At 43.0% G+C, this 13226-nt stretch carries 7 protein-coding genes; all 7 read left to right on the top strand.

Annotation, left to right across the window (positions count from 1 at the left end; genetic code table 11):
• Positions 1–7 precede the first annotated feature (7 nt).
• The 7 genes from ACRRU2_RS04635 (at position 8) to ACRRU2_RS04605 (ending at position 12825) form a co-directional block, all read left to right on the top strand.
• Positions 8–1483, top strand: coding sequence for an ABC transporter substrate-binding protein (locus ACRRU2_RS04635; RefSeq protein WP_432500132.1), 1476 nt, complete (start codon positions 8–10; stop codon positions 1481–1483).
• A gap of 66 nt (positions 1484–1549) precedes the next feature.
• Positions 1550–2494: a carbohydrate ABC transporter permease gene (locus ACRRU2_RS04630; protein ID WP_432500131.1), complete on the top strand. Its 945-nt coding sequence runs from the start codon at positions 1550–1552 to the stop codon at positions 2492–2494.
• Between the two features lie 24 nt (positions 2495–2518).
• Positions 2519–3355 (top strand): carbohydrate ABC transporter permease, encoded by an 837-nt coding sequence (locus ACRRU2_RS04625; RefSeq protein WP_331702232.1) that lies wholly within the window; start codon positions 2519–2521, stop codon positions 3353–3355.
• A 193-nt stretch (positions 3356–3548) separates the two neighbouring features.
• Complete coding sequence (locus ACRRU2_RS04620) at positions 3549–8810, top strand: glycoside hydrolase domain-containing protein (protein ID WP_432500129.1); 5262 nt, start codon at positions 3549–3551, stop codon at positions 8808–8810.
• Positions 8811–9204: 394 nt separating this feature from the next.
• Positions 9205–10629: a spore germination protein gene (locus tag ACRRU2_RS04615; protein WP_432500128.1), complete on the top strand. Its 1425-nt coding sequence runs from the start codon at positions 9205–9207 to the stop codon at positions 10627–10629.
• Between the two features lie 2 nt (positions 10630–10631).
• Positions 10632–11723, top strand: coding sequence for a GerAB/ArcD/ProY family transporter (locus tag ACRRU2_RS04610; protein ID WP_432500127.1), 1092 nt, complete (start codon positions 10632–10634; stop codon positions 11721–11723).
• Positions 11716–12825 (top strand): Ger(x)C family spore germination protein, encoded by a 1110-nt coding sequence (locus ACRRU2_RS04605; RefSeq protein WP_331702236.1) that lies wholly within the window; start codon positions 11716–11718, stop codon positions 12823–12825. The genes ACRRU2_RS04610 and ACRRU2_RS04605 overlap by 8 nt, the downstream gene beginning before the upstream one ends.
• The last annotated feature ends 401 nt before the right edge of the window (positions 12826–13226 follow it).

Genomic DNA, 13226 nt, shown 5'->3' with positions numbered 1-13226 from the left:
AATTCAATTGAAAAGGTTTTCTGTACTTTTATTATCCGTAGTAATGTGCTTTGCCTTATTAACAGCTTGCGGCTCCAATGGAAACAATAAACCGTCAAGCTCGCCTTCAGCAACGCCGAATGAGTCTGCAGCTCCAACTGATTCGGCAAATCCGGCTGAACCGGAAGTGTATGAAAATGGGCTTCCTAAAGACGAGAAGGTTACTTTAAAAGTGGGATTATGGGAAAGCGGATCCGGCCGTGTCTGGATGGATTTGGCTATGGCTGAGTTTACCAAGAAGTATCCAAACGTTACATTTGATTTGACTTCGACACCAACACTAGAGACGATTCTGGAGCCGAAGATTGCGGCTGGCAATGATGAGGATATGTTTGATCTGTTCATGCCGCGCTTTACTGCAGCCGGATCAATGGAACGTCTTGTTGAAGCAGGCAAGCTGGAATCACAGGATGATCTTTGGGACCGGCAGCTGCCGGATGGTTCAGGCAAAACGCTTCGTTCCGTCATCTCCGATGATTTCTATGATACAGCACTAAGCCTTGGCATGACGGCTCGTGTGCCCGTTGTCGGCTACACGTCCGGATTGTTTTTTGACCAAAAGCTATTTGACGAGAAAGGCTGGAACAAAAGCCCAAATACTTGGGATGAGTTTGTTGCTCTGCTTGAACAGATCAAAGCAGATGGCATCATTCCGATTACATTCCCAGGGGTTTACGCAGGTTACTTAACGGATTATGTATTCAATGTATTGCAGTTTGATCTTGCCAAAGCAAATGGCAGTTTTGATACTTACTTGAAAAATTTCCGCAATTTCGATGGGCCTCAGCTTACAACAGAAGAGAATAAAGAAGCGTGGAGCCGTATGTATGATTTCGGCAAAAAGGGCTACTTCCCGTCCGGCGTAGCGGCGCTTAATCATACGCAATCGCAAATGCAGGTCATGCAGCATAAAGCTGCAATGGTTGCAACAGGCGACTGGGTCGGCAATGAAATGAAGGAAAGCACGCCTGAAGGCTTTACATGGGGCTTTATGAGCATCCCGGTTACGAATGATCCGAATCAAACGGTTTTTGTTAATGCCGGTGTAGGCGATGTAAGCTTTGTTATTTGGAAAAACAAACCTGATCTGACCAAGAAGTGGGCAAAAGAGTTTATTATGAGCCTTTACAATTTTGAAATTCAGGAGTCGCTGGCTGTTGATGCGGGCTCTTATCCAGGAAGATTAGATTACGGCGATGATCCTGCACGTATTGAGAAGCTGCAGCCGACACAAAAAGCAGTGATGGAATATTCAACGAAACATAATGTAGAGTACATTTCTTATCGCCGCAACTTCGGCTTGTCCAGTCCAGAGGATGGGCAATCTCAAAAAATGATCAGTGAGCTGATTACCGCGGTCGCAACAGGCAAGAAGGACCCGCTTCCAGTGTTAGAGGAAGCTGAGAAGCTGAAGCAAGCAGCCATCGCTAAAGACCGTCCGTAACATCATTTGCGGATTTGGGGGAAATGCTACTTCTCCCAAATCCGTGTAAAGGAGGAAGAATGCGCATTGGATGCTGAACTTAGACCGGCACAAACAGCGGCAAAGCCGAAGAAAAAAACGAATAAAGCCAGCCGGCAGAAGATGACATTTTTGATTATTGCTATCGCTCCATCCTTGCTCGGCTATATTTTATTTACGTTATATCCAAACATTATGTCCGTCTATTATTCCTTTTTAGAATGGGATGGCTTAACAGCGCCCAAATATGTAGGCTTTGATAACTTTGTTCATCTGGTAAAAGACAAATTCGTTTGGCGCGCTTTATATCATAATGTCATCTATATGATTATTGTGCCTGCGCTTATTGTATTTATTTCATTATTGCTTGCCTATTTGCTCAATATGAAGTCCTACAAGGAAAACGCCTGGTATAAAGTGATTTATTTTTTTACTAATGTGCTTTCTACAGTAGTTGTAGCTTTGTTATGGGCATTTATTTTTGACGGCAGCTTTGGCTTGCTTAACGGCATCATTGAATTGTCCGGCTTAAAGATGAATGATTTTTATTGGCTTGGCAGTACGAAGACTGCCATCTGGGCGCTTGTGCTGCCGATGGTATGGGGCGGCGTAGGATTATATGTGATCATTTTTATTAATGCTATGAGCGCCATACCCAAATCGCTATATGAAGCGGCACAGCTCGAAGGCGCTCGGCCGATGGAGCTGCTCTTTAAAATTACGATACCGCTCATTCGCAATGTTATTCGGGTCTGTGTCGTTTTTGTTGTGCTAGGATCACTCAAAGGCTTTGAAATGATTATGATTCTGACCAATGGCGGACCTGAAGGCTCAACAGATGTAATCGGGCTATATATGTTTAATCTGGCCTTTGGAAAAGAATATCACAATTATGGTTATGCTTCTGCAATTGGCATGCTGCTATTTGTCATCTTGATAGGAGCAAAACTGATCATTGATAAATATTATCCAGAGGAATCTATTGAGTTTTAATAACTTGCGAGGGGAGGAGCGAGGATGGCTGAACGGCGAACATTTATGGATTACATTTGGAGGCTGGCACTGTTCTTTTGGGCAGCTACCATTATTTTTCCGGTAGTATGGATAGCTTATCAATCACTGAGGACAAATGTGGAATTTTTTCAGGATATATGGGCGCTGCCAACAAGCTTGAATTGGGCCAACTATGAGAAAGCATGGACGTCCTATAATATTGGGCAATCTATGTTGAACACTGTCTATTATGTAGGGGTAAGTTTAGTAATTGGCACTTTTTTGACAACGCTTAATGCCTATGCGCTTACGAGAATGCAATTTCGCGGCAGAGCATTTATATGGGGACTTATAATGCTATCTCTATTTTTGCCCGGGATCAATGCTTTAGTGCCTCAGTATATATTGATGAAAAGCTTGAACTTAACGAATAGCTTGTCTGGGCTCGTTATATTGGATAGTTTCGGAGAGAACGTATTTTTCTTAATGCTGCTGGGCGGATTTATGTCCTCTTTGCCGAAGGATCTAGAGGAAAGTGCTTATATGGATGGAGCATCTATTTATCAGACGTTTTGGCGCATCATTATTCCATTGTCAACACCTGGTATTGTAACCGTTGCGATATTTAAGTTTTTAGGACTGTACAACAATTTCCTGGGCCCTTTTATATATTTAAGCGATCCGGCTAAGTATACGATTGGCGTAAATATGTATCAGGCGAACATGAAGATGCAGTATACATCAGATTGGGTAACGATGTTTGCGGGGGTCGTTATCGTAATGATTCCTTCAGTCATTTTCTATATGATGTTCCAACGCAAAATTATGGAAGGCGCAACGATGGGGGCAATGAAAGGCTGATTGAATAGGGATAGGCATGTATGGAAAAGCACGTGTCCATGCATCGTCCCTAGGTTCGTTTCGTGTAAGCGCTTCCAAAGGAGGAGAGGAAGGAAGTGAGTGAATTTTAAGAGAGGAGGTACGACTCTAAGACAGATATATTCTTCAGACTAATAGGAGTTTCGGAGAGATAAATAGTAAAGGAGTGATTTTTGTGAATAGGTGGAAATCAAGAAGTAAAAAATGGGCTGTTCAACTTTTAATATTAAGTCTTGTTATACCGTTTTTTTCAGGCACAGGCTATGTTCCGAAGGCAGAAGCAGCGTCCTCTGGTAATATGCTAAATAATGCTGGCTTTGAGCTAATTTCAGGAGGCAAGCCGGTTGGCTGGCAGCATTCAGCGGGTCAATTGGGAACGGATTTTGGCATCAGCGACCAAGAAAAGCATTCCGGCATGTATAGTATTTTTATAGATCATTCTACGGGAGAGGGTTTGCCGAACTGGGAGCCTATAGAGTCCTTGCCTGTGAAGGATACAGAAGAATATGAGTTCTCGGTTTGGATCAAGATAGTAGATCCGGAAATGGCTGGACGTCCGCTGCTAAATTTGGATTTCTTTAATGAAAATAATGGATGGATAGGTGCGCCGCACAAAAAAATGGAGGGGGAAGAGTTTACCGGCGATTGGCAGCATTTCACCTACCGATTTAAGCCTTTAGAGGGCGCAAAAAGTGTGAAGCCTTATTTGATGATGTCAGGAGGCACTGGCCGGGTTTACTTGGATGATGTCTCTTTCGTTCAATTAAATGATGGCCCGCAGCCAGTTGAAGGCACGTATCGCATTTGGACAGCGCCTAGCACAATGAGCTTGAAACGTGATGCTGCCCCGCTTTCTTCAAATGAAGTGAAGCTTGAAATGGCGGGTCGTGAATATCAAAGCGGTCAGGTTTTGCTTACAGCTGATAACGGATATGTCAACATAACGGAAGCGGCTATATCAGATTTGAGCTCGGGCAGCACTATCATTCCTGCCAGTGATATCGAGGTGCTTGTGCAGCATTATGTGAAAACAACGGCCAAGTCAAATGGCGCTCATGAGCCGGGCTGGTATCCGGATGCTTTAATTCCATATTCGCCGTATATGGACTTGCATGGCTCCATCCAAGTGGAAAGCGGCAATAATCAAGCAATTTGGTTTACGGTAAAAACGGAAGCGAATACGCCTGCTGGCGTTTACAACGGTACTATTTCCGTAACGGCTAATGGCAATGTTGAGCAGGTGCCGATTACAGTAAAGGTTAGAGACTTTGCTCTGCCTGAAGAAAACCATGCACAAACGGCGTTTGCTGTGTGGGGCTGGATGCTTCCATATGGTTACCCAGGTCTTGTTGAAGGATCGCCTGAGTTTTGGGACATTATGGAGAATTATTATGAATTTCTATTGAACTATCACGTTACGCCAACGGCATTGCCTATCCCGACAGATGATTACGACCAGTATGTAATCGATGCTGCGCCTTACATTAACGATCCACGTGTATCTGCCTATAATTTACCTTATACGGTAGGCGACTTTGAAAGCGGCAGAGCGCAGGAACTAGTTAATGACCTGAAGTCGAAAGGGCTGCTGGATAAAGCCTATTACTATTTAGGAGCAGAAATTGATGAGCCGACAACGGCCATGTTCCCAAAGGTAATAGAGCGCAGCCAACAAATCGCTGCTATTGATCCTAATTTAAGACATATTGTGACGACTGGTCTTCATCCTGCGCTTATAGACGATGTTAATACATTCACGCCTTTGTTCCGTGAGTTCGAGAGTAAGGAGTATTTGCAGCAGGTAGCAGAATTTAAAGCCGATGGAGGTAATATATGGTGGTATGGCTGTGTCGTGCCGTCTAATCCGTATCCGTCGTATCATCTTGATGATGATTTAATAAGTGCACGTCTGGTGCCTTGGATGCAGCATTCCTACGATATTGAGGGGAACTTGTATTGGGCGGTTAATATTTATGGAAAATGGACCGGTACACATTATACGGAACGCAATATTTGGAACGATCCGCTGGCATTCCCGGGAGCAAACGGCGACGGATATATTTTGTATCCGGGTGCTAAATACGGCATGAATAGCCCAATTGCTACATTAAGGCTGCAAGCCATTCGTGATGGCAATCAGGATTATGAGTATTTGTGGCTTCTGGAAGATCGGATTAATCAAGCGGCGCAGCAGTTGGGAATAGAGGTATCGGCAAAGGAGCTGATCCAACCGTATTATGACCGCTTGTTTACTAATGTAAAGTCGTTTACTAAAAATGCAGAGGAGCTGCAGCAGGTAAGAAGTGAAGTTGCCGATTTTATTGAAGAGCTGGCACTGAATCCGCAAGCACTAGTCATATTTAATGATCAGCCTAATGAATATGCCAAAAAAGAAGTTGTTGTATTTGCTGAAAAGGGGACTGAGGTTTCCATTAACAACGTAGCGATTAATGCTGAAGCAATTCCAGGCAATAGTGTGAGCGATCGTTACAGCTACATTATGGATTTTAATTTGGGTATGAACGAAGTCGCTATAAAGCTTAAAAAAGGCGCTGTCGAGCGTACGGTTACAAAGCACGTGATCATTAAGTCCCGCACGCTGGAGCCGATTATGCAGAAACGGGTCATTCATAATTTCCCTGATCAGCAGTCGATTAGCGGTATAACAACTGAATACGGCGTTACACTGTTAGGTATTACCGATGAACATGCGACCGGAGACGGCAAAGCGCTGAAAGTGAAAATTCCAACAAGCAATCAGGAAAGCTATCCTGGCATTCGTATTCCTGTAAGCCAGGAACTGCAGGATTTTACTTGGGCCGAAACGGTAGAATTGGATATTTTCAATGCGAGCAACGAGCCAAGAGATATTTTTATAAAGTTTTTCGATAAAGATGGCGCTCCTTCAGACCACCGGATGGGCACCATAATTGCAGGCAGCAATCATTTATCATTCGACCTTTCTGAGCTTAAAAATAACAGAGCGAGCATAGCAACGATCCTGTTCTGGACATTGCCGGGCAATCAGGAAGCAGAGCTGTATTTCAGCGACCTTCATTTGCTGGGCGTGGATACGGAAGCGATGAAGCAGTATGAGCTAAATTCCAGCCAGGTTGTTCCTTATGTGGATGGCAAGCTGAATGAACCGATGTGGCAAGCGCGCACATCTCTCACGCATAAAACAGGCACGAGTGACAATGAAGCATCTGTCTCCTTCCATTACAATGATGAGTATTTATTTGTAGCGGCTGCAGTTAAAGACCAGCATGTTATCAATTCTGGCGCAGCCAACCCGTGGGATGATGATTCCTTGGAAATTTATGTGGATGGAACAGGCAAGCAAGGCGCATATGATGATCATACGGCCAGATATGTGTTTCGGGCAGCTGATCCGCAAGTGCATATTTATAGGGAAACACCAAAAGCCAATGAAAAAATTAAATACAGCTACGCTGCAACAGCAGAAGGCTATAACATGGAAATCGCTATTCCTTGGCGATCGCTAGATATTAATCCGGTGGAAGGCAATATTATCGGACTCACCGCACATGTAAATGACAAGGATGTCGATAATTCCAGCTTGGCGGCATCTGGTAAGCTCTCTTTAACGGAGGACATTTCCCAGGATGACGTATCTTCTTCTGCTTGGATGCCGAAAAAATTTGTGAAAGAAAAACAGACTTATAACCTTGAAGCTGTAAATATGGCTTCAATGAATATCGACGGCATTATAGATGAAGCAGCTTGGAACACCAATTGGAATATTGGTTATATGGCCTTCGGCAACTTGCTTGATGAGACTAGCGGAGGAAGATTAGGCTTATTGTGGAGCCCGACTCATTTGTACGCAGCCTTTGATGTGAAGGACGGCAATATTCATGTCCCTAAAGCGCGTCCCGTATGGGAAGAAACAAGCGTAGAATTGTTTGTGGACAGTGAATTTGTGCAAGGTGTGCGCGATGACAGAACGCATCAATACACCATTAGAGTGGATGATCCTGAAATCTATTATAACGGTGCTCCTAATGCGAATCTGACACAAGACATTATTCAAAAAAGCACACGGACTGCGGATGGTTATCAGGTAGAGATGGCTATACCTTGGACAACGATTGGCATAACGGCTGAAGAAGGCCGCAAGATAGGGGTTACGGCACATATTAATGTCATAGAGCCTTCAAGCACAGCAGCGCTTAGCTTAACGGACAATGGAATTATGGATGGCGCTTCGACAGTCAATTATGTTGCCTTTGAAATGAAGGCGCTGACTGTTGACCCGGTTGAACCAGTTGATCCGTCAAATCCGCCTTATACCGGCGGTAACCCTGACTCGGGTTCGAAACCTGGCGAGTATGTTGTGAAGCAGCAGGATATAGCTTTAGATCAGCCGGTAATTGTATTGGGGGCCGATCAGGAAGCGGCAGTTCTCTTGCTTGATATTTTGAAACAGCTGCATGGCAAGAACAAATCTCTTACTATTGAGCAGGGTGATGCTCAGCTAGTGCTTAGCCCTGAGTGGATAGACGAATTATTGAAATCGAGTGAAGCAGAAGGCTCTGAGAAGCTTAAGCTGGAGCTGAGAGCATTGGCAGAGGAAGAAGGACAAAGCTTGGCATCGCTTGCTGCAAAGAGACAATATGCCGATGTTTCTTTGCCGGATAAAGTTTGGGAAGTGCTGGTGAAATGGACAAATGGCGATAAAGAGCAAGCGGCTAAGCCGTTTAAAGCTCCGCTGACGCTTTCATTGTTAGCCGCTAAGGATAAGCTGGCGAACTACTATGTGTATCAGATTGGCGCAGATGGAGAGCTTATCTATATGGATGAAAAGGTAACTGGTGATCGCCTAACCGTTCAGCTGCTTCAGGGCGGGCAAATTGCAGTCTTGGTATTTGTGAAGAAATTTGATGATCTATCGAAAGTCCAGTGGGCGCAGGAAGCAATCCGTGAGCTTGCTGCCAGACAGATTATTAAAGGCACAACAACAGCTAAGTTCGCACCTTCTCGCGAAATTACGAGAGCTGAATTCACAGCTTTGCTGGCAAGAGCGATCGGGCTGGCTGAAGGAGGCAGTAAAACGTTTGCGGATATAAGTCCTGATGCATGGTATGCAGGTGTAGTTAGTGCCGCAGCGCAGGCTGGCCTAGTTAACGGTCAAGGAGACAATCGCTTTAACCCTCAGGCTTCGATAACGCGCGAGGAGATGGCAGTTATGCTGAAGAGAGCGCTGGAGTGGCAAACAAAGCAAGCGATCCAGGCTTCTGAGGCGCAAAGCTATGCAGATGACGCTCAAATTTCTGCATGGGCAAAAGAAGCAATCAGGGCTTTGGCAGAACAGGGCATTATGATTGGACGGGGCAACAATAACTTTGCTCCTAAGGCTTCCGTTAATCGAGCTGAGGCAGCACAAGCCATCTTTAATTTTTTGAATAAAAAATAAGCGAATTAGGGCAGTCCATCAGTCATGAATATGACGGGGATTGCCTTTTTTGCAATAATTTAAGGTGCTATCTGAGAGTGTCGATTAATTGTGGGCAACTATTGATAAGCAATAAGAAAGGGGAACGGAGAGCAAGATTGGGAATGGAGAAGCGGCAGCGTCCGCCTTTGTGGGCCAATTTTATCTTTTACAGGAGTTATTTATCTAAAAAATTGGACTACAACAGCGGTTGGAATCCCAAACTTGATCGCAGTGGCCCCCTTTTACTTGCTTGTTGCCCTATCCACAATTAGTCGACACCCTCTATTTAATCCATAAGAATGTCCTAGTCATAAAAATGGTGCGAGAGGGAAACAGTAACAAGATACTATACGAGATTAAAGGTGTGTATTTTATGTTATGGAATCGCAAATCCAAATCGCTGACACTAGCGCATACTTTATCGGAATTTGAAGATTGTATCGATATTACTCATCGTTCTTACCCAGAATTCAGCCTTGACCTGGTTTATTTCAGTCATCAGATCGATCAAGACAAATTACATAGAGATGTTATATCTCCTCTTATAAATACATCTGCTAATGATATTTCGGCAGTATTACAACAATCTCAATTTACCAAAATTAAAGAAAGCAAAGACTTAATTACTGGAATCTTAGCTGGGGAAGTAGCCATTTTTCATGGGCGCAATGTTTTTCTTATTGATATTTTTGGCCTTCAATCCCGTACGGTTTCCCAATCGGAAACAGAAACGGTTATTATCGGCGCACATGACGCATTTACTGAACAAATCGGAACGAACTTATCTTTAATACGTCAACGGATCAAAAGCTCACACTTGAAGACGATCAAGCTTTCGGTTGGGGAAGTTACGAAAACAGATGTATATCTCCTTTATATTAAAAATATAGTCAATATGGATTATGTGAATGAAGCTACTCATAGAATATCCAATATTGAAATTGATTCCTTGTTCGATACGCATATGCTGCTGCAATTCATAGACGATTCTCCGCTGTCTATTTTTCCGCAATTTTTTACGTCCGAGCGCCCGGAAGCGATGGCTTCAAAATTAGTTTCGGGCCGAATTGTCGTGTTTGTTGATGGCAGTCCTTCCGCCTTTAGCGCTCCAACTTCATTTTTTGAATATTTCTCTTCTTCCGATGACTATAATCAGCGTTGGATGCTCGGAACCGCTAGCAGATTATTAAGATTTCTTGCGCTTTTTATTACGCTCTCATTTACGGCGCTATATGTCTCGGTCACAACCTATCATTACGAAATGATTCCTGAAAATCTGCTTTTAACTTTAACGGAATCGCGCTATAAGGTTCCTTTTCCGCCTCTAATTGAAGCATTAATAATGGAAACGACTATAGAGCTGCTCCGGGAAGCGGGCGCCCGGCTTCCGTCCAAAATTGGTCAAACGATCGGTATTGTTGGCGGTATCGTAATTGGACAAGCCGCAGTGCAGGCTGGCTTGACGAGCAATATCCTGATTATTGCAGTTGCTTCTTCAGCCATTGCTTCTTTCGTTACGCCAACTTTTGTTATGAGCGCATCGATAAGGCTGCTTCGCTTTGGTTTGATTATTTTGGCAGGAATATGGGGAAACTTTGGTTTGGCTGTTGGAATTGCTGCAATTGTCATTCACATATCTGGACTGACCAGTTTAGGGACTTCTTATCTCACGCCTGTTGCACCATTCCAGCCGATGGATTGGAAGGACACGTTTATCGTAGCCCCTTTTAAATTTCTGAAAAGAAGGCCCACGCAAAGCAAGTCGCCAAATACGATTAGAAATAGGATGAGAAAATAAAAATGGAGACTAGAATTCAAGAGAAATTATCACCCTTTCATTTGGCCATTTTGATCTATATGACGCAGTCAGGTATGGTCATATTTAGCTTATCTCGCCGTCTTGCTGAACAATTTGGGACCAATGGATGGCTGGCAGTTCCGCTTGTTTCTTTGATTGTTTGTGCAAATATTTTATTGATGGCTGTTGTATATCGAATGGGAAAGGGAAAATCCATATTTGACATTATGGAACAATCAATCTCTAAGATTATACTTTTCCCCTTATATCTGTTTCTGCTATTAGTATGGTCATTAATTGGCTGCCTGGTTGCAAAACAATATTTGCTGGTCTTTCAAATGATTGCATTTCCCACAACCAATCCGATGTTATTTAAGCTAGTATTCGATATATTGGCTTTTAGCCTCATCATTAAAGGAGTTTATAATATTTCGAAAGCGGCTGCGGTGTTTTTTTGGTCCATTATTTGGATGGTGTTCCTACTGTTTTACTTTTATTACGACTTTAAATGGGCAAGGCTTACGCCTTTTATTTTTCAAGACAGCACTATAACTATACAAAGCTTTTCTAACATCTATTTAGCTTTTTTGGGCATTGAGCTTTGTTTGCTCCTGTTTCCTTATATCAATAAAAAATCAAAATTTACAAAATCAATTCTTGCTGCAAACTTATTTGTTACGCTTATGTATACATATCTAGGTTTCGTTAGTTTCGGCTTTTACGGGCATAATTACTTAAAAACATTGCAATTTCCATTGTTAAGCATGTTTGCCTATATTCAGTTCCCATTCGTGCAGGGGACAGAAATTTTATTTTATGGCTTTTTTATGTTCTCTATTATCATTACATCGGTTATGTATTTGTGGGCGGCGAAGGAGACCTGCGCAAGAATCATTCCAATTAACGGAAAACTGATTACAGCCGGTATTCTTTTATTCTCCTACTTTGTTGCCTATATACCTGATGTAATGAGCGTGGTTGAGAAGTGGTTAACAGTGCTGGGCTATTTCGAGTTTGGCATTTCATTCGGGCTGCCCCTATTTTTAATAAGCCTTCTTCTGCTGCAAAGAATGAGAGGTGAGCGAAGTGAGTAACAAATATCGATTTATCAGCGTGATGATTGCCCTTCTCCTGCTGACAAGCTGCGGCGATCAGCGTATTTTGGAGAAAACTGGCTTTATCCAGTCTACCAGCTATGATTTGCTCCCAAATGGAAAATTAAAGTATACGGTATCCATTCCTATTGCAAATCCGGATATACAAAAATCAAACGCCAGACTCATTCTTAATACAGAAACAACAGGCGGCAAAAAAGCGCGGATAGAGCTGGCGAAAAAGACGAATCTGATATTGGTGAGCGGTCAATTGCGTACGGCTTTATTTGGAATACCGATAGCAAAAGAAGGCTTGATGGACTACATGGATACGTTGAAGAGAGACCCTACGATTGCCGAACAAGTGAAAATTGTTGTTGTGAATGAAGACGCTGGGAGTTTGCTCTCAAAGGATTTTCCTGAAAATCCGCGAACAGGAAAATATATTGATCATCTAATCGAAAAAGAATCATTGGGCCAATCTATTCCTGAAACAACGATCTATTCATTCTCAAGAGATTATTATGATGACGGGATCGATCCGATTGCTCCAGTCATTAGGGATGCAGGAAATAGTATCGCCATTGATGGAATTGCGCTTTTTAAAGATGATAAATATGTCAGCAAAATCCAATCGGATGATGCTGTTATCTTTTTCTTTCTTAAAAGAAGCTTTATTCAAGGAGAAATCAGTATCGATCTAACCGATCCATCGGGGAATACCACGATCATGCTTAGCGCCTTGAACAGTTCGAGGAAGCTCAATGTCAAACACGAGAAGAATGGTCAAATTACGGTCAACATACAAGTTAATGCACTGGCTTCGTTACTGGAATATAATGGTGACCTGAAATTAGGCAGCCCAACCGATAAGCAGCAGCTAGAGAATATCATTTCAGAAATGTTAACCGAGCGCGCAAAAAAAATCATTAAACAGCTGCAAAGCAAAAAAACCGACAACCTTGGCATCGGCATTCATGTCCGAAACAGCATGTCTTATAAAGAGTGGAAAAAAATGAACTGGCAGGAACAATATCCTGATGTCGTAATTAACTGCGTCGTCAACCTTAAGATTAAGGAGCAGGGATTTCTGAAAAATTAAAGGTTGGGACTGGTGGAGCGGGAGGTGAAGTAAATGATGGATCGACAACCTCCAGTGTGCAAGAGAGCGAGTAAATGATGGATCGACTATAACGGCTGTGAGGAGACTGTCGATTAATTGTGGGCAACTATTGATAAGCAATGAGTAAGGGGAAACGGAGCAAGAATGGGAATGGAGAAGCGGTAGCGTCCGCCTTTGTAGGCTGATTTTTTCCTTTACAGGGGTTATTTATTCATAAAAATTAGACTACAACAGCGGTCGGAATCCCAATCTTGATCGCAGGGCCACCCCTTCTATTGCTTGTTGCAACTATCCACAATGAATCGACAGCCTCGTGAGAAGCGTTATTTTGCAAAAAACAGCTGTTTAAAAGTTGTAACGGTTGTCATCGGTGCTATTCG

It is taken from the genome of Paenibacillus sp. GXUN7292 (genome assembly GCF_050864975.1).
Classification (GTDB): domain Bacteria; phylum Bacillota; class Bacilli; order Paenibacillales; family Paenibacillaceae; genus Pristimantibacillus.
The sequence above is the reverse complement of the archived record's forward strand: the minus strand, read 5'-3'. Positions and strand labels throughout refer to the sequence as shown.

What these genes read in the sequence shown, in the direction of transcription:
- ACRRU2_RS04625 (WP_331702232.1), top strand. Translation starts at nt 2,519, where the DNA reads ATGGCTGAACGGCGAACATTTATGGATTACATTTGGAGGCTGGCACTG.
- ACRRU2_RS04615 (WP_432500128.1), top strand. Translation starts at nt 9,205, where the DNA reads ATGTTATGGAATCGCAAATCCAAATCGCTGACACTAGCGCATACTTTA.
- ACRRU2_RS04610 (WP_432500127.1), top strand. Translation starts at nt 10,632, where the DNA reads ATGGAGACTAGAATTCAAGAGAAATTATCACCCTTTCATTTGGCCATT.